Annotated in this window: 22 protein-coding genes and 2 tRNA genes; 10 read left to right on the top strand and 14 right to left on the bottom strand. The window is 39.5% G+C overall.

The window, feature by feature from the left end; genetic code table 11:
• Positions 1 to 8: 8 nt before the first annotated feature.
• Positions 9 to 332 carry a TfoX/Sxy family protein gene (locus ACOQO1_RS03840; RefSeq protein WP_420601541.1) on the bottom strand — a complete coding sequence of 108 codons (324 nt, stop codon included), beginning with the start codon at positions 330 to 332 and terminating at the stop codon, positions 9 to 11.
• Positions 333 to 417: 85 nt separating this feature from the next.
• Between ACOQO1_RS03840 and ACOQO1_RS03845 the strand changes: the two genes are divergently transcribed.
• Genes ACOQO1_RS03845 through ACOQO1_RS03860 form a run of 4 tightly spaced genes read left to right on the top strand, consistent with a single transcriptional unit; the run spans position 418 to position 2125 of the window.
• Positions 418 to 699 (top strand): DUF2089 family protein, encoded by a 282-nt coding sequence (locus ACOQO1_RS03845; RefSeq protein WP_420601542.1) that lies wholly within the window; start codon positions 418 to 420, stop codon positions 697 to 699.
• Complete coding sequence (locus ACOQO1_RS03850) at positions 689 to 1231, top strand: hypothetical protein (RefSeq protein WP_420601543.1); 543 nt, start codon at positions 689 to 691, stop codon at positions 1229 to 1231. Before ACOQO1_RS03845 ends, ACOQO1_RS03850 begins: the two co-directional genes overlap by 11 nt.
• Positions 1228 to 1671: a hypothetical protein gene (locus ACOQO1_RS03855; RefSeq protein ID WP_420601544.1), complete on the top strand. Its 444-nt coding sequence runs from the start codon at positions 1228 to 1230 to the stop codon at positions 1669 to 1671. The genes ACOQO1_RS03850 and ACOQO1_RS03855 overlap by 4 nt, the downstream gene beginning before the upstream one ends.
• A gap of 25 nt (positions 1672 to 1696) precedes the next feature.
• Entirely contained in the window at positions 1697 to 2125 is a 429-nt protein-coding gene (locus ACOQO1_RS03860) for a PH domain-containing protein (protein ID WP_420601545.1), read from the top strand.
• 23 nt (positions 2126 to 2148) lie between these two features.
• Here ACOQO1_RS03860 and ACOQO1_RS03865 read toward each other — a convergent pair whose 3' ends face one another.
• The 7 genes from ACOQO1_RS03865 to folE form a co-directional block, all read right to left on the bottom strand.
• The gene (locus ACOQO1_RS03865; RefSeq protein WP_420601546.1) at positions 2149 to 3405 is read right to left on the bottom strand and encodes an ATP-binding cassette domain-containing protein; all 1257 of its coding nucleotides are present in this window, start codon (positions 3403 to 3405) and stop codon (positions 2149 to 2151) included.
• A 29-nt stretch (positions 3406 to 3434) separates the two neighbouring features.
• Positions 3435 to 3959 carry a GNAT family N-acetyltransferase gene (locus ACOQO1_RS03870; RefSeq protein ID WP_420601547.1) on the bottom strand — a complete coding sequence of 175 codons (525 nt, stop codon included), beginning with the start codon at positions 3957 to 3959 and terminating at the stop codon, positions 3435 to 3437.
• Positions 3959 to 4471, bottom strand: a complete 513-nt coding sequence (locus tag ACOQO1_RS03875) for a DUF192 domain-containing protein (RefSeq protein WP_420601548.1) — start codon at positions 4469 to 4471, stop codon at positions 3959 to 3961. The genes ACOQO1_RS03870 and ACOQO1_RS03875 overlap by 1 nt, the downstream gene beginning before the upstream one ends.
• A 10-nt stretch (positions 4472 to 4481) precedes the next feature.
• Positions 4482 to 5444: a prolipoprotein diacylglyceryl transferase gene (gene lgt / locus ACOQO1_RS03880; RefSeq protein WP_420601549.1), complete on the bottom strand. Its 963-nt coding sequence runs from the start codon at positions 5442 to 5444 to the stop codon at positions 4482 to 4484.
• A 183-nt stretch (positions 5445 to 5627) separates the two neighbouring features.
• A complete protein-coding gene (gene yidD / locus ACOQO1_RS03885) occupies positions 5628 to 5855 on the bottom strand; it encodes a membrane protein insertion efficiency factor YidD (RefSeq protein WP_420601658.1) in 228 nt (75 codons plus the stop codon).
• A 27-nt stretch (positions 5856 to 5882) separates the two neighbouring features.
• The gene (gene cysS, locus ACOQO1_RS03890; protein ID WP_420601550.1) at positions 5883 to 7364 is read right to left on the bottom strand and encodes a cysteine--tRNA ligase; all 1482 of its coding nucleotides are present in this window, start codon (positions 7362 to 7364) and stop codon (positions 5883 to 5885) included.
• A gap of 14 nt (positions 7365 to 7378) precedes the next feature.
• Positions 7379 to 8059 carry a GTP cyclohydrolase I FolE gene (folE, locus tag ACOQO1_RS03895; protein WP_420601659.1) on the bottom strand — a complete coding sequence of 227 codons (681 nt, stop codon included), beginning with the start codon at positions 8057 to 8059 and terminating at the stop codon, positions 7379 to 7381.
• 134 nt (positions 8060 to 8193) lie between these two features.
• Between folE and ACOQO1_RS03900 the strand changes: the two genes are divergently transcribed.
• The gene (locus ACOQO1_RS03900; RefSeq protein ID WP_420601551.1) at positions 8194 to 9996 is read left to right on the top strand and encodes a T9SS type B sorting domain-containing protein; all 1803 of its coding nucleotides are present in this window, start codon (positions 8194 to 8196) and stop codon (positions 9994 to 9996) included.
• A gap of 114 nt (positions 9997 to 10110) precedes the next feature.
• Entirely contained in the window at positions 10111 to 11556 is a 1446-nt protein-coding gene (locus ACOQO1_RS03905) for a T9SS type B sorting domain-containing protein (RefSeq protein WP_420601552.1), read from the top strand.
• A 53-nt stretch (positions 11557 to 11609) separates the two neighbouring features.
• Here ACOQO1_RS03905 and ACOQO1_RS03910 read toward each other — a convergent pair whose 3' ends face one another.
• Both ACOQO1_RS03910 and ACOQO1_RS03915 read right to left on the bottom strand, forming a co-directional pair.
• On the bottom strand, positions 11610 to 13109 hold the full coding sequence (locus ACOQO1_RS03910; RefSeq protein WP_420601553.1) for an OmpP1/FadL family transporter: 1500 nt from the start codon (positions 13107 to 13109) through the stop codon (positions 11610 to 11612).
• Positions 13110 to 13148: 39 nt separating this feature from the next.
• Positions 13149 to 14456: a hypothetical protein gene (locus ACOQO1_RS03915; protein WP_420601554.1), complete on the bottom strand. Its 1308-nt coding sequence runs from the start codon at positions 14454 to 14456 to the stop codon at positions 13149 to 13151.
• A gap of 94 nt (positions 14457 to 14550) precedes the next feature.
• Between ACOQO1_RS03915 and proS the strand changes: the two genes are divergently transcribed.
• From proS to rpsT, 4 genes are all read left to right on the top strand, one after another.
• Complete coding sequence (proS, locus tag ACOQO1_RS03920; protein WP_420601555.1) at positions 14551 to 16026, top strand: proline--tRNA ligase; 1476 nt, start codon at positions 14551 to 14553, stop codon at positions 16024 to 16026.
• 74 nt (positions 16027 to 16100) lie between these two features.
• Positions 16101 to 16172, top strand: a tRNA-Glu gene (locus tag ACOQO1_RS03925).
• Between the two features lie 92 nt (positions 16173 to 16264).
• Positions 16265 to 16336, top strand: a tRNA-Glu gene (locus tag ACOQO1_RS03930).
• A 33-nt stretch (positions 16337 to 16369) separates the two neighbouring features.
• Complete coding sequence (rpsT, locus tag ACOQO1_RS03935) at positions 16370 to 16621, top strand: 30S ribosomal protein S20 (protein ID WP_420320054.1); 252 nt, start codon at positions 16370 to 16372, stop codon at positions 16619 to 16621.
• A gap of 69 nt (positions 16622 to 16690) precedes the next feature.
• On the opposite strand, the gene ACOQO1_RS03940 is transcribed toward rpsT, so the two are convergent.
• The 4 genes from ACOQO1_RS03940 to rho form a co-directional block, all read right to left on the bottom strand.
• A complete protein-coding gene (locus tag ACOQO1_RS03940; RefSeq protein WP_420601556.1) occupies positions 16691 to 18733 on the bottom strand; it encodes an LruC domain-containing protein in 2043 nt (680 codons plus the stop codon).
• 264 nt (positions 18734 to 18997) lie between these two features.
• The gene (locus ACOQO1_RS03945) at positions 18998 to 19687 is read right to left on the bottom strand and encodes a hypothetical protein (protein ID WP_420601557.1); all 690 of its coding nucleotides are present in this window, start codon (positions 19685 to 19687) and stop codon (positions 18998 to 19000) included.
• A gap of 6 nt (positions 19688 to 19693) precedes the next feature.
• On the bottom strand, positions 19694 to 20356 hold the full coding sequence (locus ACOQO1_RS03950) for a hypothetical protein (protein ID WP_420601558.1): 663 nt from the start codon (positions 20354 to 20356) through the stop codon (positions 19694 to 19696).
• A 144-nt stretch (positions 20357 to 20500) separates the two neighbouring features.
• Positions 20501 to 22072, bottom strand: coding sequence for a transcription termination factor Rho (gene rho / locus ACOQO1_RS03955; protein WP_420601559.1), 1572 nt, complete (start codon positions 22070 to 22072; stop codon positions 20501 to 20503).
• Positions 22073 to 22103: the final 31 nt, after the last annotated feature.

Raw genomic sequence — 22103 nt, forward strand, 5'->3', positions numbered from 1 at the left:
AATAAATGCTATTTGGGAGGTAAAGACATTACATGTTCGTATCCTTTTTGAAGATACTTGCCAAGGGTTTCTTGATCAGCCAATAAAGATTCAGGGATTAACACATATTCTCGCATTGTGGCTCCGTGCGATTTAAATGGTTTTGCACCAAAAGCTTTGTCAAATTCAATTGTAGCCTCTTTTGAGAGCCGAATGCCCAACTCATCATCTTTACTGATCAATGAGAACATATACCCATTTGCGGAAGTATAGGGCATGGTTTTTCCCTTACGTTCAAAATTTGGGTTAGTTGCTACTACTTCATCATAGATTTTTAAAATAGCTTCTCTCATTATAATATATTTATATTAATTTTAATAAAATTGAGTAATACTTTAATATAATTTAAAATTTACTATATTTAGTTAAATTTAAAAAATGAACAAAAAGCTTCCATTATCGTGTCCAAGCTGTGAAAATGTGCTGAATGTTAGACAGTTACATTGTGATAATTGTGAAACTACGGTTACTGGATTGTATGCACTCCCCATAATATCGCAATTATCTATGGATGACCAAAAATTTGTTTTGGACTTCATTAAAGCAAGTGGAAGTTTAAAGGTCATGGCCCAACAAATGAAGTTGAGTTATCCTACGGTCAGGAACAAGCTTGATGATATCATAAGTGAAATCAACAAATTGGAAGTAGATGGAGCGTAGTTACTGGATCAATCCATTTACCCGTATAGCAGGATTTAAATCGTTGGTTCTTGGATTTATGGCCATGCTTTTGGTTGCCTACCTTTCATTTGGATCGGGAACACACTTCTACGGATTTTCAAACATCGATTTTGCCAAGGATTCTGGGTTCAAATTCTTTTTTCTTGAGCACCTCATAAGTTGGCTTGTAATTTCTCTCCTTCTATATGCATCCGGACTAATGCTTTCAAAGACGAGAATTAGAATCATAGATGTTTTTGGCACTGCACTTTTGGCCAGAATACCATTGATCATAGTTCCATTGATTCGGTATATTCCTTATTTCAAAAGCTTTGTTGTTGAATCAGTTGCGATGTATGTTGTCACATTGATTTATCTATTATCGCTTAGCTGGACAATAGTATTGTTGTTCCATGGTTTTAAAGTCTCCTCAAACTTAAGAGGAACCACACTGACCATAACGTTCATATGCAGTTTGGTCATATCCGAAATAATTACCCGATTAATCCTTAATACAATACCCTTACTATGAAACGTATAACATTTTTACTCAGCATGGCCCTGGTTTTTAGTTTGAACTCCTGTGGTCAGGATTACAAAAAACTGCCAAACTCAAAAGTCGATAAAAGCAATGTGCGTATCGCCCGAGACTTTGCAACCAAATATCTGGAGCAGTCAAAAAAGGGAGAGACCTATACGTTCAATAATGAGGCAATACCTATGGTAAAAAACTATTTGACAGCGGAGAATCAAAAGGCAGTTTACGAGAGCCTTAAAAGTCAGTTTGGCGATTTTAAGGATTTGGAATATGAAGAAACTTGGATATCACCAGAAAACGAACAAATACGTACACACAGATTCAAAAGTACTTTTGAAAAGAGCAACAAGAAGCTTGAGGTGAGGGTTGTATTGAATGAAGCAGACAAAATAACGGGATTTTGGATAAGACCTTGGTCGGATATGTTTCCTTAAGTACGTTATTTTATAAACTGAAAGAATGCGATTTAAGAGCAGAAAGGGAATCTTGTTTAATGCCATAATATTGGGACTCTGTGCATTTTTAGCTGGAATCACACTTTTTAATGTGGTTGACAAGCAAATAGGAGTTGATGAAAGTTGGGTTTTGATACCAGTGTTCATAGTCGTTGGATTTTTGGTTTGGATGTGGTATGGTACCTATTATGAACTAACGGATACCGAGCTGATTTATGGGAGTGGTCCTTTTGCCAGAAAAATCAGCTTAGACCGAATTAAGGAAATAGCGGTTCAAAAAACAATTTGGATTGGAAATTGGCCAACCACTGCCAGAAAGGGACTTGTCATAAAATATGACACTCATGGATTATTAAATATAAGCCCAAAAACCAACGAATCCTTTATTAAAAAAATCCTGGAATTGAACAGCGAAATAAAAATTACAGAATAAAGCCTTATTCGTACACTTGTTATTTATGGGTTTCTAGTGGATGCCTTTCCTATGGAGCCCGTTGGGTTCATCTCCAAAATGTAGTCAAATTGAGGTTCCAGCCCAATTTCTGTTCTATGTGACACAAATATGATAGCGGTATCACTTTCCTGCGCAATTTTATTGACCAATGAAACAAAAAGAGCTGCATTCTCATCGTCCAATCCAGCGGTGGGTTCGTCCAAAATAAGTAATGGAGGATGCTTGATCATTGCCCTGGCCGTCATGACCAATCTTTTTTCACCAGGAGTAAGCTCATGAAATTGTTTCTTTCGTTTGTCCTGCAAATGCAACAGCTTTACCCATGAACCTGCAAGACGCTTAGCTTGATCAGATGCCTTTTTATAAAGTCCAACGGAATCATATATCCCGGAAATCACCATGTTTTCTAAGGTATGGTAACCATTGAATTTGTCGGTCATGGCAGGGGTGAAGTACCCTATTTTTTCTTTTAGGTTCCATACACTTTCACCGCTTCCCTTTTTTTGTCCAAATAAGGTAAGGTCTTGTCCGTAACCTTTATGACTATCGCCTGTAATCATCGAGAGCATGGTGGTCTTTCCACTGCCATTGGGACCTATGAGTTGCCAAAACTCCCCTTTTTTGATGGTCCAATTGACATTGTCCAGTACTTGACGCCCATCAAAACTGACAGATACATTCTTGAAATTGACCAATTCAGCGCTATTGACCGTTATTGCTTCAATAGGAGGTGGAATGGTTTCTGAAAATTGAACAGTCGGTCTTTTATTTGCCTTCCAAAAAGCATTGGCGTTCGAATATAAAACCAGTTCACCTCTGTCCAATCTAAAAAAATCCGTGGTAATGGAAAGAATATCATCCAATCTACTTACTACTTGGACCAATGGGGTAGACCTTGAAGTAGAAAGCAATTTTTCCCTTAGGTAGTCTTGCGTGGCAACATCAAGATTGTCATAAGGATTGATTAACACCAAAAAATCAGGCTTTTGTGCCAATAGATGTGCCAGCAATGCTTTTTTTTGTTCCCCACTGCTCATGGATTTTAAGGATTGGGGGGAATCTTTGGTAATTATCTTGGTGCCGTGCCGTTCCTCCTCGTTCATAAACCGCTCAATTTCCGAGCGGGAAAACAACAGTCCGTTTTTGTTATTTAGTTTTTCAAATCCATGGATCGGAATGCCCTTCAATAAATCGGAAACCAAAGTTTTGGTCTGGGATTTATTATCAATTAGAATTGCATAGTTTTTGGGTTGGTCCATCTGATGAATCAAAAAGTTCAAAATAAAGATTATCCTTGATTTACCCTAAAAATGTGAACAGGATTGTTCTTGTAGGTTGTGGTTTTATCCAAATGCATTCCATTTTTTAAAGCAACTTTTTGAGAGGGGATATTGTCTACATGGATAATTGAAATCAATGAGGGGACAAAATTATGAGTAAAGGCAAATTCCTTGCACTTTTGGGCTGCTTCAATGGCAAAGCCTTGTTGCCAGAACTGGGGTAGAACAGAATAACCAATTTCCAACTCCTCAATTTCATCCACAACTTGAACCAAAAGACCGCAGATTCCCACCAATTGCCCCATTTCTTTTAGAATTAGGGCGTTCATTCCACCTGATTCCTGTTCATATCGCTCAAAAATACGATCAAACTGAATTTTACATGCTTCATGTGGGTCTGAGGGAAGTCCATCCCAATATTGTGTGGATTTTGGCTCGTGGTAAAAAGGAAGCCACGCATCAAAATCCGAGGGGAGTATTTTACGAAAAAGTAAACGTTCCGTAGTTTGGTTTTCTAATAGGTAATTAGGCATTACAGTTTGTTATAGGAAACGCTATCACCAACCATCAAGCCCAATTGGTCGGAAAGTCCAGCGTTGATTTCCAGCACATACTTTATTGGAACCCCGGAGGATAGTCCGGTTTCATCAAATGGCTTGGCATTTTTTTGAAAATTGACAATTTTTAAATTTTCATCTATATAGATGATATCCAGTGGGATTTGGGTGTTCTTCATGTAGAAAGAGTGCATGGCCACATCGTCAAAAACAAACAACATCCCTTGGTTGTTTTCCATGGATTCCCGGTACATTAGCCCAGTTTGTGTTTCGTATTCAGATTCTGCAATCTCAATATCAAAATTGGCAACTATTTCATCGGTTTCAGATTTTGAAACGGTAAGTTCACCTTCTTTGGTAAAGCTTATGCTTTCGGTTTTGATTTCTTTTTTTGGTTCTGATTTACAACTGACAATTATAAAAGCGCTGAAAATTATCAAGGCAAAGAAACGGGCATGTTTTGACGGGAGTAATTGATAATTGGTCATTGTAAATTTTTTATTGTGCACTGGACGAAGGTCTGAACATGAAGTAGAGACCAACCAAAATCATAGGGATACTTAGCCATTGCCCCGTGGAAAGAAGACCTAAAGATTCTTCAAAACCTCCCTGACTCTTCTTGAAATACTCAATTAAAAAACGTGTGGTCCACAACCCAACCATAAAGAGACCAAACAAATACCCCACTTTGTCTTTTTTGTTGGTTTTCCAATAAAATCTGTACAATAGGAGGAAAAGGAACAGGTAACAGATGGATTCGTAGAGTTGTGCAGGATGGCGAAATGGAATGGATTCCAAAACTCCAGAAAATTCTGGATTATGTTCAATGGCTTTATAAGCCGCACTTGCAGTTTTTTCCTTGGTCAGAGCCATTGCCTTGTATGCAGGCATATCATCAGAATCACGGATAAAACGTACTGCCATGGCATAGGATTTATCCACTACCTTACCGTTGATCTCGGAGTTGAAGAAATTACCCAATCGCACGAAGCAAGCTCCTATAGCAGATGGAATCACCATTCTGTCCAATAACCAAAGCATTTTAATATCCTTCCATTTTCTGCAGTACAACCATACCCCAATAATAGCAGCAATTGTGGCACCGTGGCTGGCCAATCCGGTGAAACCAGTAAATTCATATCCATTTATAAAACCAAATAAAGATTCATCTGCACTTTCGCGAATGGGTAACAGAATTTCCAGCAAATGATTTTTATAATAGGCCCAGTCATAGAAAATGACATGCCCCAAACGTGCTCCCAACATAATGGAAACCAATCCATATACAAAAAGCGAATCCACTTGTTGCATGGACTTTTTTTCGTTCAAAAAGATTTTTTTGATGATGTACCACCCCACTACAAAAGCAGCAATCCATAGTAGGTTATAATATTTGATTTGAATGAAACCTAATTTAAAAAGGGTGCCATCAGGATTCCAATTAAAGCCAAGGAAGTACATGTAAAAAAATTTTGGACTAATATACTTACTTTGGACGGTTAGATGGTTGGATTATTGGAATTTTAGATCATTACTTTTGATAGTTTTATGTTTGGAATTTGGGATTTGATTCGTGAAAGTGTGAGGTTTTCGATGTTTGGTATATGAAATCTAGTTCAAGCTTAAATTTTGAAGCTTTGAATTTCATGGTACGGGGTCATACCCTTTACCACCCCAGGGATGACAACTGAAAATTCGCTTCAAAGAGAGCCATCCACCCTTGAAAAGGCCATGTTTTTTGAGGGCTTCTAAAGTATATGCAGAACATGTTGGAGAATAGCGGCAAGTGGCGGGGGTAAGTGGTGAAATTAAAAGCTGGTATAGCCTCACCAAAAGAACAAAGGGGGCAATAAGGATTTTTTTGAATGATATTCCCCTTTGTTTCAATGAATTTATGTTTTAGTTTATGCTAAACGTGGTTCCGTCTTTTCCGTCTTTAAGTTGAATGCCCAAAGCGGTAAGTTGGTCCCTAATCTTGTCCGAGGTGGCAAAATCCTTATTGGCGCGTGCCTCGTTGCGCAACTCTATAAGCAATTCCATTACTCCGCCCAGGGCACTGGTATCATTTTTTGCTGCTTTTTGATTTTCTATACCTAAAATATCGTATACAAAATTATGCAAGGTTGTTTTGAGCAAGGATTTATCTTCTTGAGAGATATTCTCGCTTCCTTCTTTAATGAGATTAATATGCTTAACGGCATCAAAGAGATGAGCTATAAGGATAGGAGTGTTAAAATCATCGTTCATGGCATCATAGCATTTTTGCTGCCACGCTTTGTAATCAAAATCAGATTTTTCACCTGTCTTCAGGTCGTCCAAGCATTCCATGGCATCCATTAGGCGGTTATAGCCTTTTTCTGAAGCTTGTAATGCATCATCGCTTAGGTCCAATATGCTCGTATAGTGTGCCTGCATCATAAAAAATCGAACTACGGCAGGTGCATATGCTTTGCTCATAATGTCGTTTTCACCGCTGAACATTTCAGAGGGATAAATATTATTGCCCGTGGATTTCGACATTTTTTTGCCATTCAATGTCAACATATTGGCATGCATCCAGTATTTGACCGGTGATTTTCCTGTACTTGCTTCGGATTGGGCAATTTCACATTCATGGTGCGGGAATTTTAAGTCCATTCCGCCCCCATGTATGTCAAAGGTTTCCCCCAAATATTTTGTGCTCATTGCGGTGCACTCCAGATGCCAACCTGGGAAACCGTCTCCCCAAGGCGAAGGCCAGCGCATTATATGCTGCGGTCCTGCTTTTTTCCAAAGTGCAAAATCCTGCGGGCTTCTTTTTTCACCCTGTGCTGTGAGTTCCCTTGTATTTGCAATCATATCCTCCAGCTTTCTACCACTGAGTTTGCCATATTCATGGCTCTCGTTAAACTTGGGAACATCAAAATAAACCGAACCATTTACTTCGTATGCAAAGCCTTTTTCCAGGATTTCTTTTATGATCTCAATTTGCTCAATGATATGCCCTGTGGCTGTTGGCTCAATACTTGGGGGCAAAAAGTTGAACTTTTGCAGTGTTTCATGAAAGTCGACCGTATAGCGCTGAACCACTTCCATGGGTTCAATTTGCTCCAGTTTTGCCTTTTTGGCGATTTTATCCTCACCTTCATCCGCATCGTTCTCCAAATGCCCGGCATCCGTAATATTCCGTACATAGCGCACTTTATAACCTAAATGTTTGAAATAACGGAAAATCATATCAAAAGACATGAACGTACGGCAATTTCCCAAGTGTACGTTACTGTAAACGGTTGGTCCGCAAACATACATGCCAATGTGACCTTCATTTATAGGTTGAAAAACCTCTTTTTTTCCCGAAAGTGAATTATGTACTCTTAGGTTCTGATTCTTATAAAGCTGCATTGAAAAACTTAGGATTAAAAGTCGGTATCTAGGTTAATATAGTCCAGAAATTCCCTTCGTATGGCCTCATCCTTAAATTTTCCGCCATACTCGGCAGTAACCGTGCTACTTTCAATATCACGTATTCCCCTTGAATTGACACAAAGGTGTTTTGCATCTATAACACAGGCCACATCTTCGGTTCCCAATACTTTTTGAAGCTCCTTTACAATTTGGATGTTCAATCTTTCCTGTACCTGTGGGCGTTTGGCAAAATAATCCACTACTCGGTTCATTTTGGACAGACCTACCACGGTTCCGTTGGAGATATAGGCAATGTGAGCCCTTCCTATAATGGGCAATAAGTGATGCTCACAAGTGGAGTATAGGACGATGTTCTTTTCAACCAACATCTCCCCATACTTGTATTTGTTCTTAAAGGTTGAGGATTTTGGCTTTCTTTTGGGATGTAAGCCTCCAAAAATCTCTTTAACGTACATTTTGGCTACCCTTTTTGGGGTACCGTTAAGGCTGTCATCATCCAAATCCAAACCAAGGGTCAACATGATTTCACGGACACTTTTTTGTATACGTTCAATCTTTTCTTCATCACTTAAAATAAAAGCGTCATCCCTAATTGGGGTTTCTGATGCAGAACCAATATGGTCATTGCCTCTTTCTTCGTACTGTTCTTCCAATGCCTGCTCTAATTTCATTTCCTTTTTCTTCAAGGAAGCAAAGATATACATTAAAACCCTATTTAACATCTGCTATGCTTGGTTTGACAACATAAATTATTGTTAAGGCTTAAGCCACTTTACTTTTATAACACCCAAACTTACAACCCTTTATGGTGAAACGAGTATTGAGAGTTATAGCGGTTGTTTTATTCTGCCAAACGGCCTATGCGCAAGTTACTTCAGATTGCGGTAGCGCTGTTCCCATATGCAGCAATACCCCTGTTAATGGTGGGGCAAACGGTTTTGGGAACGATGACTTTAACGGGGCAAACTCTAGCGGATGTTTGGAACGGTCACTTTCTGGGGCCATAGAATCCAATTCTGGTTGGTACAGGTTTAGAACCATGGCAACCGGTCAATTGGGATTTAATATTGGTCATGATAGTTCTGAAGACTGGGATTTTGCTTTATATAGGGCAAGTGATTGCAACAGTTTAGGAGACCCGGTACGATGTAACTTCTTTGACAATAGCGAAAACAAATCATTCATTGGAGTTGGGGAAGACCCCACAGGAGATGAAAATTCGGTGCATTATGAAGATTGGCTGGATGTAAACGCGGGAGAGGATTACTTTTTGTTGATAAATAATTTCAGCAATGTTAATTCTGGCTTTTCCATTCAATTTACCGGAAATGTTTTCAGTACTAATCCAACCGACGCGTTGGATTGTTCCATAGTAAATAATCTTTTAGGTTCTCCAATTGCTGCTTGCCAGGGCGATACGGTACCGCTAGATGCCACTACTGTAGGGGCGACCAATTATACATGGTACAGTGATACAGGTAGCGGGTTTCAAGTAATTTCTGGAGAAATCAATCCCACGTTGAACGTGACAGGTTCAGCGGTTTATAGAGTTCTTGTGACCACTACTACAGGTTCAATCATAAGTGATGTGCAAGTAGCTTTTAACGCAGTACCGACAACTGGAACGTTGGCAGATGAAGCTTTATGCCATACATCTGGAATGATTTTTAATTTGGCTGCTAAGGATTCGGAAGCACTTGGAGCCCAAAACCCCAGTGATTTTGTGGTGAGTTATTACAGTTCCCAAACAGATGCGAATTCTGGAACCAATCCTTTGCCAAAACAGTATCCAAAAAGTTCAGGACAGGAAGTTATTTACGTCAGAACGGCTTCTTTGGCCAATCCAAATTGTTATGATGCTTCGCAAAACTTTACTGTCGACGCCATTGAAACACCAGAATTGACCTTTTCGGAGAATGAAACGGTTTGTGACGGTGCCACTATCACTATTGGAGAGACCATACCCAATCCATCATATACCTATCAGTGGAGTACTGGGGAATTAACGCCAAGTTTGGTGGTGTCGCAAGAAGGAACCTATGAGTTAACGGTTACCCACTTTTCCAATGGAGTAAATTGTGCGGTTAGTAGAACAATTAATGTATCCATCTCTGAAGTTCCTGTAATCTCGGTGGATGTTGAATTCAGAGATTTGAGTCCAAGCAACACGGTTACAGTAACAAATGAAGCGGACGGAGATTTTGAATACAGTTTGAATGGAGGTGCTTATCAAACCAGTCCGGTATTTGATGAAGTGCCGGGTGGAACGCATACCATAAGTGCTAGGGATGCTTTTGGATGTGGCGTGGTGACGGAGAGCTTTGTGGTTGTGGGATTTCCTCCCATTTTTTCTCCTAATGGGGATGTACTGAATGAAAGTTGGCAAATAGAGGGACTTTCCATATTAAATTCGCCCATAGTTACTATTTATGACCGTTATGGTAAGTTGATAAAACAGTTGACCGAGTTTAACGCGGGATGGGATGGTAGTTTAAATGGGAAACCGCTTCCATCTACCGATTATTGGTTTAAATTGTCCTATTTGGATAATGACGGAAACCGGGTCAATGCCAAACATCTTAAGAACCATTTTTCATTGAGAAGATAGCTAAAAGTGCATTTTATCGATTAAGTGTATAATTTTTCGGTTGAAAAATACTAAAACCAGGTTTTGGGGAGTTATACAGGTTAGATTCTAGAATAACCTTTAGCCCCAAATTCTATGAGAGCTCTATTTTGCGCTATCTGTTGTTTTCTTCTTTTTTCCATTGGCCTAAAAGCCCAAAATTCCCCAGATTGTAGAACAGCCATCCCTGTTTGTGCGGATGCTCCTATAATGTCACTTACCGACGGTAGTGGTGATATTGATGATTTTGACCCTGATGTTATAACACAATCGGGTTGTTTGGAAAAGGGAAGTGTTGATTCCGCCAATTTGGAAAACAACTCTTCATGGTACGTTTTTAGGGCCGGGACGGATGGACAAATTGGTTTTGATATAGAGGCTCTTCCTGTGACTCCCGGAGGTATAGTTACTTCCGAGTTGGATTTTGCGCTTTACGGTCCTTTTGACCAAACTACGGGTCAAAATTTCTGTACCATTGTTGGAAATGGAACTGCGCAGCCTATTCGTTGCAATTATGAAACCAATGACACAAATTTTACCGGTATAGGGGTAAATCCAATAGATGGTAGGGTAGGTGCACCTTTTGTAAAGCAGAGTCAGAACACATATGATGAATGGTTGGATGTGACAGCAGGCGAGATTTACTATTTATTTATAAATAATTACCGTACCAACTTTAATGGTGATCCTGAGCCATTTGAATTAACCTTTACGGGATCTTCTGTGGATGCGGACCAAAATACTGCATTGGACTGTACCTTACGGGATGAGTTTTTGGGATTGGACATTATTGCCTGTGAAGGTGACCCAGATATTGTATTGAGCGCTTTGAATTCCCCAGCTGGTCCTAACATTGCCAATATTACATGGGAATTGGATGCTGATGATGATGGGACTTACGAAACAACCTTGGCAACAGGTGCGGGACAAACAGAATGGACAGTGACCAGTCCAAATTCCGGGCGATATAGGGTGACCATAGAAACTACTTTTGCAACAATAATCCAAGATGATATCTTAATTACCTTTTTTGCAACCCCAACACCAGCTGACATTGATATTGTGGTTTTGGATGATTTAGTCAGCAGTAATCAAACAGATCCCTATAATGTTGAGTTTGTTCCAGTCGGAAACGGGAATTACGAATACTCGCTTAACGGTGGTGAATTTCAGACCGATCAGGTATTTTCAGATGTACCTCCAGGATTGAACTCGGTTGTCATTAATGATGTAAATGGTTGTGGTACCTCTGAACCTATTGAATTTCTTGTGGTTGGTTACCCAAAATTTTTCACACCTAACGGAGATGGAATCTATGACAATTGGAATGTATTGGGAATTGAACAACTAACAAATCCCGTTGTTTTTATTTTTGATCGTTATGGTAAGTTGTTAAAACAGCTTGGAGTTGGTAGCGCTTGGGATGGAACATTTAATGGCAGGGAGTTACCATCTTCTGATTATTGGTTCCGGTTGGATTATGATGACTCAGGAGTGGTATTGGCCCGCTCAGTCAGAAGGCACTTTTCTCTTGTAAGGTAAATGAAAAAAGGCCAGATACTTCCGGCCTTTTAACAATGCTATTTTCTGAGAAATTAGAATTTTAAGGTGTACCCTAAGGTAACATTGGTATTTATTCTGTTGATCATGGCAGTGCTATTGATGCCTGATTCAAAGAGCAATGTATTTATATCCTGTTCAGACCTGCTAAAGGCTAAATCCAGTCTGCTTCCACCAAAATTATAGCCAATACCGCCTGAAAAACCGGTTAAATCTCCAATGATATCCCCATTTTCATAAGGACTTTCCTCATATTTATATCCAGCTCGCAAACTAACCTCGTCAATACGGAACTCGCCTCCCAATCTATAGGTGTTCACTGGACCTAGTTGATTGGCAATAAATTCATTTTCTGATGCAAAACTTGGGTCGGTTGTAGGGCGAAGTTCAGCTTGTGACATATCTTGATATCCGTAGTCAAAGCTCAAAAGCCCATCCTTGCCAAAAACAACGGCAACACTTCCTGTAAGTTTAGCCGGTGTTTTTATCCTGTATTCCTCAAACAGGTTTAGGATACCAAAGTCTATAAAATCGATATCAGGTTCTGCCAAGTTTGAATTGATGCGTTGGGCCGTATCATCCGTTAGTTCATACCATGTTGGAGATTGATAGCTTCCGCCAACCCTAATATTGTCATTCAATTTTGCTATACCTCCCAGACTGAATGAGAAACCGTATCCTTCGGTGTGAAGGAAATTATCGAAATCGGTAAACTGTACGGGAGAATCAGCATTATATCCATTTTCATCCAATCGGGTGAATTTATCATAAACCAAGGAATGAAAGTTCAAAGAAGCTCCCAGGTATAGGTTTTCCTGATATTGTCCAGCAAAATTCAATGTGAATTTACTATTATACCCTGTTACACTCTGCAAATATTGCTGGTTTACATTGGTGTATTCTGCATTGGAGAAATAAGATGTATTGTTGTCTACATCTTCTGTGGGTTCAATCAATCCAGCTTGAAATCCAAGAAAAGCCTGTTGAGCACCAAAACCTAGACTTGATCCTATATCCAAATATGCATCTTCAATGAGTTCACCTTGCTGTACCCTAAGATTGCTTAAGGTTTGCCCTTGTGCAAAGTTTAAAAAGTAATTGTCTATTCCCTGGGTTGTGTTTCCGGAAACGGAAAATTCATTATCAAAGTTTTGTACCATGTCATAGTTGAAGGCCAAAGCAATTTTTTTCCAGGGACTGTCGGAAGATTTAAAGACAAAGACCCCGCCCACTTGGTTCAGTTCAATTGAATTGATATCCGTATTTCGAGTGTTGTTGCCAAAAAGGGCATCATTGCTCACATTATAGTTGGAGCCAGAAACGGTAAACTGGCTATAGTTGAAGACTGCGGAGCCTGCCGGATTCACATTTAAGGATGATAGGTCTCCTCCTAAGGCTCCAAAAGCACCTCCCATGGCCTGGAATCTGGCCGTCCCTAGCGTATTCTCTGTGCTATAGCGTAGCACATCATTTATGTTTTGGGCACTTGCGTAAGCGCATGCGAATACCATTATGAAAGTTGAAATTCTTTTCATTTCCAATGATTTAGTTTTTACAATGAATTTTTGCAGGATTTAATGTCTTCTGCTACTTCTACCAGACGATGATGATCTTGAGGCTCCTCCTGATGATCTACTGGAACTACCGGAACTTCTGTAGCTGCCAGAACTTCTGGAACTTCTACTTGGACTGCTGCTCCTGTAGCTTCTAGAACTTCTGCTAGGGCTACTGCTTCTATAACTTCCTGAGCTTCTAGAACTACTGGAAGACCTTCTATAGTTGCTGCTCCTGGGAGCTGTTCTTCCAGAAGATTGATAACTTCTTGTGCTTCTGCCAGATGTTCTATAACCAGATGAACTTCTATTGACCGTTCCACTTCTTCTATAGGTGCCACTACTTCTTGTGGAAGGTGAAGTACCGTAAGAGCGGTATGTTCTGGAACTTCTGTTATAATTTGGAGCTGTACGGGTACTTCTACTACTTCTGTAGATTCTGTTTCGTGCTATGGCATCTGAGCTCACGGATCTTCTTGCGGTAGTTCCGCTTCGGTATGTTCTTGAACTTCTACCTGTGGAGGCACTTCTACTTACACGGGAACGTCCTGTATTGGCTCTGTACCTAGAAGAATAACCACTTCTTCTGGATGCTAGATTTGATCTTCCACGAAGGGATGTTCCTGGAATAACATTATTGGAATAACCTCTTCTACTTCGGTTGTAGGCATACCCTCTACTGCCGTAATATCCTCTATAAGGTCTATTGTATCCATAACCATAATATCCGCCCCATCCGTATCTGTATCCTCCGTAACCCCAATAAGGATAGCCATAACCATAATATCCGGCGTAGCCCCAACGGTTCCATCTCCATGGGTTGTACCATCCATAGTAGCCTCCCCAGCCCCATCCGTTCCATAACCAAGGGTCGTTCCAGCCCAATCCCCAACCAAGGCCACCCCAAGCCCAGCTATTGTCATAAACATTTATGGAAACGCTGGAAGGATTATCACCCCATCCAGGATTCCCACGATACGTATTGTTGTTGGCAAAATAATCGGTTTGTTCGCCCAACGGAATGCTGTCATTTTGAACACCACTATTATAGCTGTCGATATCCGTGAAAATTTCATCTTCCAAAATTTCATCATATTCATCTGCCTTCTGCCCAAAATAATCACCATAAATATCACTCTCCTGTTTTTCGATCCTTACGGCTTCAGCAGATTTTTTTTCAACGCTGACCACTCTATTGCCATTGGAATAGATGCCATCATCGTCGTAATAAGAAGCCTGTTGGTATGAGCCACAGGAGGCCAATAGAATGGCCGCTACAATAGTAGCAGCAAGAATTTGAAATTTGGAGCGGGGTATCGACTTTTTCATTGTACAATTTTTATTGTTGAACATACTAAAAATAGTTAGTTTTGCCCAACTATTTCTAAGACAAAGTCACAAGTTTTGTGCCAAACTACAGTAGATGGGTAAAAAATTAACGAGTAGAAGCGAGGATTATTCCAAATGGTATAATGAACTTGTTGTTAAGGCTAATTTAGCTGAAAATTCAGGTGTTAGGGGATGTATGGTAATCAAACCTTATGGTTTTGCCATATGGGAAAAGATGCAGGCTCAATTGGATAAAATGTTCAAGGAAACTGGGCATGAGAATGCTTATTTCCCGCTGTTTATACCAAAATCCTATTTGAGCAAAGAGGCCAGCCATGTGGAGGGTTTTGCCAAGGAATGTGCAGTGGTGACCCATTATCGTCTTAAAAATGCCGAAGATGGAAGCGGGATTGTTGTGGATGAGGATGCAAAGTTGGAAGAGGAATTGATTGTACGTCCGACTTCGGAAACTATTATCTGGGATACCTATAGAAAGTGGATACAATCTTATAGGGATTTACCCATACTTGTGAACCAATGGGCCAATGTGGTGCGTTGGGAAATGCGTACACGCTTGTTTTTGCGGACTGCCGAATTTTTATGGCAAGAAGGGCATACGGCCCATGCTACAAGAGAAGAAGCTTTGGAAGAAGCTGAGCAAATGATGCATGTATATGCAGACTTTGTTGAAAATTATATGGGTGTGCCTGTAATCAAGGGTACCAAAACGGAAAGCGAACGTTTTGCAGGTGCTGAAGAAACCTATTGTATTGAAGCTTTAATGCAAGATGGAAAGGCATTGCAGGCAGGAACATCACACTTTTTAGGGCAGAATTTTGCCAAGGCGTTTGATGTGAAATTTGCCAATAGAGAAGGAAAACAGGAACATGTTTGGGCCACTTCTTGGGGAGTTTCCACCAGACTTATGGGGGCACTTGTTATGACGCATAGCGATGACAATGGATTGGTGCTTCCCCCTAAATTGGCACCTATTCAAGTGGTAATTGTTCCCATTTATAAAGGATTGGAGCAGTTGGAGGCTATTTCTGAAAAGGTGGAGCCTTTGGTAAAGGAGCTTCGCTCTAAAGGAGTTTCGGTTAAATATGATAAAAGGGATACACACAAACCTGGGTTTAAATTCAATGAGTATGAATTAAAGGGAGTGCCGGTACGTTTGGCTATTGGACAGCGTGATTTGGAAAATGGCACCTATGAGGTCGCTCGAAGGGATACCCTTCAAAAAGAGTCGGTTCAAGCTGAAGATATTGTAGGCAAAATAGAATCCTTGTTGCAAGAGATTCAAGAGAATATATATCAAAACGCACTTGATTATAGAGCTGCTCACATTACCCATGTTGATACTTATGACGAGTTCAAACAGGTGATTGCGGAAAAAGGAGGCTTTGTTTCAGCTCATTGGGATGGAAGTATCGAAACTGAGGATAAGATTAAAGAAGAAACCAAAGCAACAATACGATGTATTCCTTGGAAAGCAGAGGAGGAAGAAGGGAAATGTATGGTAACAGGAAAACCATCTACCCGTAGAGTGCTATTTGCCAAGGCTTACTAAAGCAGGTAAAAAATTTTATTTACTGTTGCAAGACTTAAAAATAGTTGTATTTTTGCATCCGCAATTATGCACCCGGCCCGTTCGTCTAGGGGTTAGGACGCCAGGTTTTCATCCTGGTAACAGGGGTTCGATTCCCCTACGGGCTACGAAGTTCAGTGAAATAATGGGTTTAATGAATTAGGAATTATTGTTCGAGTAACATCAACTATTAATTTTTAATCGTACATTTTACCTAAATGGCCCGTTCGTCTAGGGGTTAGGACGCCAGGTTTTCATCCTGGTAACAGGGGTTCGATTCCCCTACGGGCTACGAAAAAAATATTTGAAAGTATAAACTAAGAGAATGGCAAATCATAAGTCAGCATTAAAAAGAATCAGAAGAAACGAAGCGGTACGTTTACGTAACAGGTATCAGCACAAAACAGTGCGTAATGCCATTAAAAAATTACGTAATGAGGAAGATAAGAAAGCTGCTGAAGCTTTGTTGCCTACTGTAGTGGGTATGATTGATAAGCTTGCCAAGCGAAATATTATCCATAACAATAAAGCCGCCAACTTGAAGAGCAAGTTGATGAGCAGTGTTGCGGCAATGTAATACTTGGTTTAAATGACATAAAAAAGCGCCCTAATTAGGGCGCTTTTTTAGTTTATATGATTTTCAATTTTAATCCTTAAGATCTGCTTCATTTCGGTAACCTGTTGAATCTTTATACCAATCTTCGTACGAATTTCCACCTGAAGTGGCCCATTGATTAAAGAAGTTGTATGCCTGATTTATAGGGACACTTTCTTTTGGGGGTTTAAAATTGTGAATAATGTTGATGGCCCATGGTAAACCCGAATCTGTTTGGTAATTACCATCGATATCTCTATTTACACCTTCAACGGAGGTGTCGTTTACACCTAAAGTTGTTCTGAACCTGTTAGGCAGGTGAATTTCCTTACTTCTGTCCTTGGCAACAATCAAGAATGGATTAAATGGTGCTATACCCAACTGAGCTGTTGTGATTGGATTTGTAAATTTTACGGAAACCGTTGTAGGTACGTGTAACATGGTCTCGTTATTATCGAATAAAATGACCACAGCTCTATCTTGTCCTTGTTCCAGTCCATTTGCAGCAACATTTATGTAACCTTCAGTCAATACGGTACCAGTTACTGATTCAACCAAGCTGGGCGGTATACTTTCAAATTCAATACCGAAGGCATTGGTCAGAGCTGCTCCGTCTGAGCTTACTTCAAAATGTATGTCCAGCTGAACTGCCATATTATCGGCATTCAAAATGGCCACAAACCTGTAGTTCACTGCCGTATCGTTAAAATCGTAATCTCCCAAAAATGGCCAAAGATCTTCAAAGGCTACTGTTCCCCATCCATATTTACTTGGTGTGAACTGTTCAAAGGCTTTGTCAGGATCGTCAGGGTATTCATCATTGCTATCGGTAATTCCATCTCCATCAGTATCTGGGTCAACAGTTACTTCATCAAAAATCCTGAAAGTCGTAAGATCGTTAATGGTTCGGTCAAAGGATACTCCTGAGGTAGAAAGTGGACCATAACGATACTCCCATCCGCCAGTTTCTGTATCCATGACAATAAGGTTGCTGTTTCCCCCATTGTTGGCCAGCCATAACTCTTGATTTGAATCAAAGGTCATGGAAGTGGGTTCAAAAGGTAAATCTTCGCCACTGATACGCGTAGTATCATACTCCCCGTTTCCATTTAGCTCAAGTTTATATAAGCCTGAAAAGGAGCATAGAAATATGGTTCCATCATCCGCAAAGGCTAAATCTCCCCCATTTTTTTTATGCAGGCCGTTTATTTTCCAATTAGATAAAATATTGGCATTTTGTGGGTCTATAGTGTACAGCGTATTATTTTTTGAAAAATAAAGTAGGCCATCATTTTTATTATAATCCAATCGTGGCCCACCAATGCCTAGATCTCCTATAGTGGTCCAAGTGTCATTTACCATATCATACTTCATTAATGGGTTAGGTTTGGACCTGCCTATTGAATATAAAACCTTGTTTTCTTGATCAATGGCTGCTGTCCAACTACCCATGGGCATATCACTTATAAAAGTATAGTCGCCATTAACGGGATCAATTTGAAACATCTCACCAGCTCCATTAACACAGTATAAATAATCTTCTACCATGGGCTTGGCAGCTGATGCTCTTTTGCCACTTTGAGGTGAATACGTATAGATAACTTCTTGTGACGTAATGTTCACAATAGAAGAGGTGTATGAGAAACCTTCTTTTCTTCTGATATATAGTTTTTCATAATAGCTGGGAACCACAAAAGTGTGTTCAATTTTACCACCGGAAGGCATTCCACTAAAGATGACATGATTTAGGTTGTCTACTGAAATTTCAACATCCGTTTCTTCCTCATTTTCCTCATTCAAGTATGTAATCTGTTCACCTGTCAACACTTCATCATTGTATGCATAAACATCATACTTTACATTCGAGGTGTTATCATTTATGGTAAGCGTTACTTCTTTTTCTGTTTTGAACTCAAAACCTGATGGAATTTTTAATTCTGTTATTTCCAGTTCTCCAACCGGAACAACAGGCTCTTCAGTTTCACCTTCTGTTTCAGGTTCAACATTAGGGTCTAAACTATCTTTGACGCATGAAGTAAAGGTAAGTGCCATTACTAAGCACAAGGTAGATAAAACAATTTGGGACGTTTTCATCTTTTAAATATTTGCTTGGACCCAATGTCCAAATTCTAGATTAAAAATATATGCAACTAGGTTTTCAATGCCTCAATTTCAGATGGATGGCATTGATGTGTCGACAAACGGTATTTTTTCTTCGATTAAAAAACAATATAAATTTCAATGTAAATTGAACGAAAAATACTACAAAACTATATGTTTATTCGATAAACGGTAAGGCGAAGTTGTAAAAGCAGGGAATTCTGTGGTTTATGAAAAAGTAAAAAAGATTAAAATGGACTATCTAAATGCTCTTCTTTGTCCCATTAAAAAACCAAGAATAAACAGTAGATACATAATGGCAATGAGAATCAGTAATAATTGATGAAGATTATATTCATAATAGAAGACAGGAGCATCAAAGGCAGCTATAAAAATAAATGGGAAAAAAATATGAAAGATAAGGAGTCCCAAACTTATCCAAAACAATAGACTATACTTTAGTGAAAAGGCACTTTCTTCAATCCCTTTTTCCTTAAAATATAAAATAATGGCAAGTATTAAGGTAATGGATGCTACTAGGTCAGCATAGTATAGGCTCTTATGAAACGGATTCTGAAAAAAGAGACTGACAACATAGCTCAGTAGACTAATAATAATACCGTATTTAAGCCATTTCTTATGAGCTGCTTTTTTAAGAACATTCCAATAGATATAGTAAAAAAAAGAGAATGAGACAATAGAGTAGATATTATATATTATGACGTTGTGCCATGCGTATCTTTCATCAGAAAAGAACTGAAATTCGTCGGAATGTTTGATAAAGTAACCCAAGAGCTCCGTAAAAAATGTATAGATGATGAATATGGGAAAGTATTTTAACGCTGTGTCAAAATAACTTCTGTAACGCACTACTGCTACTACCCATGCCAACAAATACAGTGGGATATAATAATTTTCCTTAAAAAGATTTAAGAGCTCTTGGGACATAGGTTTTTAGTAATCTCCATTTGGAGGTGGGCCACTGCTCCCTTTGTCTAGGGCTAAACTTTGCCCACCATTAACAGCAGGTGGTGCAGAGGATATTGGAACCATGCTGGCATATGATTTGTTATTTTGTTTGGAACGCTGCCCTATTCCTTTTGCCCCTACGGCATCTTTTATAAGCTTTGCTTTACCATCCTCCCCAATATAAAAACCATAATCCTCACCATCAACGTTCATTGTGGGAACCACAAAAAGTGAATTCTGCCTTGGGTGAACTATTTTTCTTCCATCGGGGAAATTTTCTTTGTTCGGGTAGTTGGCAAAATAAAAACGCAGCGTTGTAATATCCACGTCGGCCGCTTCCGCCTCTTGTTCTATAAAGGCAATGTATTGTTTTATCGTCTTGTAGTCAAAAGAGTTGAACCTGGCCACACGGAAATTGTCATCTTCGTGCTGTTCCTTTTCAAATTGCTGTATTATATCCACTCTATTTCGAGTGTAATTGTCATACAAAGACTTAGATTCTTCCAGGGAGATAATTTGTTCTGGCGGTTTTACTTTTTCTCTTGGTTCCTCATGGGGTTCCTCTTTTTTGGGTTTTGGTTGGCATGCCGCCAAAATAAGAAGTATAAATGCTAAAAAAGAGGTGGCTACTTTACTTGTGTTTTTCATACGTAAGTGTTTTAGTTTATAGGGTTTTGAGGAAACTGTTTTAAAGATATGTTTTTTCTTTAAAATGAATCCATAAAAAAACCCTTTGATATTAATCAAAGGGTCTAAAAATTGTGAATTTTAAGAACTTTTTATGTAAGAAAACTACTCATTCATAGTTAGCAAAAACTCCTCATTGTTTTTGGTCTGTTTAATACGTTGTTCCATAAACTCCATGGCTTCCACGGGGTTCATGTCGGCTAAATACTTACGCATTATCCACATACGTTGAATTGTGGTCTCATCCAATAACAGGTCATCCCTACGGGTAGAGGAAGAAATAAGATCAATGGCAGGGAAAATTCTACGGTTGGAAATTCGTCTATCCAACTGCAATTCCATATTACCAGTACCCTTGAATTCTTCAAAGATAACCTCGTCCATTTTTGAACCTGTTTCTGTTAAGGCGGTTGCAATAATGGAAAGTGATCCTCCATTTTCAATGTTTCTTGCCGCACCAAAGAAACGTTTTGGTTTATGCAATGCATTGGCATCCACACCACCACTCAATACTTTACCAGAGGCTGGCTGTACTGTATTGTAAGCTCTTGCCAATCGTGTAATGGAATCCAAAAGAATAACAACATCATGACCGCACTCTACCAAACGTTTGGCTTTTTCAAGTACAATGTTTGCTACACGGACATGTTCAGTGGCCTCTTTATCAAAAGTGGAAGCAACCACCTCGCCGCGAACGTTACGTTGCATATCGGTAACTTCTTCAGGACGTTCATCAATCAAAAGAATAATCTGGTACACCTCTGGATGATTGGCGGCAATGGCATTGGCAATATCCTTAAGCAACATGGTCTTACCCGTTTTGGGTTGCGAAACAATCATGCCCCGTTGTCCTTTACCAATTGGGGAGAACAAATCCATTATTCTTGTGGATAGCGTACTTTGTCGTTCCGCCAACTTGAACTTTTCCTTAGGAAATAATGGGGTAAGATGTTCAAATGAAACCCTGTCACGTACCACTTGAGGGTCTAAACCATTTATTTTGGTCACTTTGATAAGCGGGAAATATTTCTCTCCTTCTTTAGGAGGTCTAACATTTCCTAGTACGGTATCCCCAGTTTTTAGTCCAAACAACCTAATCTGTGATTGTGAAACGTATATGTCATCAGGAGAAGACAGGTAATTATAATCCGATGAACGAAGGAAACCGTAGCCATCCTGCATGATGTCCAGTACACCTTCACTTTCAATGATGCTATCAAACTCGAATTCAGGTTCTTTGTACCTGTTTTTTAAATCTTTGTCAAAGTTGCTGCTCTTTTTCTCGTGGTTTCTATGGTGCTGGTTACCTTTTTTATGTTGATTTTTTTGGTGCCCGTTTTGTTTATGGTGTTCCCTTTTTTGGGGCTGACCTTTGGAATCTTCCTTTGTTTCAACGGGTTTGTCTGTTTCTACCTTAGTTTCGACAGTTTCTGTAACAGCTTCTTTTTGTTCTTTCTTAGGACGGGGTGTTCTTGCCCTTTTAGGTTTTGGAGCGGCCTTTTCTTTGGCTACTGCCGGGCTTTCTTGTACCACTTTTGGGTTGGTTGCCTGCACATCCAGTATCTGGTAGACCAAATCCAGTTTTTTTAGAGTCTTGAATTTGGGAACATTTAGGCCTTTTGCAATTTCTTGCAACTCAGGAAGCTTTTTAGCTTTTAGATCTGAAATCTCGAACATTAAATATGAATAAATTAAACTTGTCTAATCG

The organism is Flagellimonas sp., assembly GCF_965222555.1.
Classification (GTDB): domain Bacteria; phylum Bacteroidota; class Bacteroidia; order Flavobacteriales; family Flavobacteriaceae; genus Flagellimonas.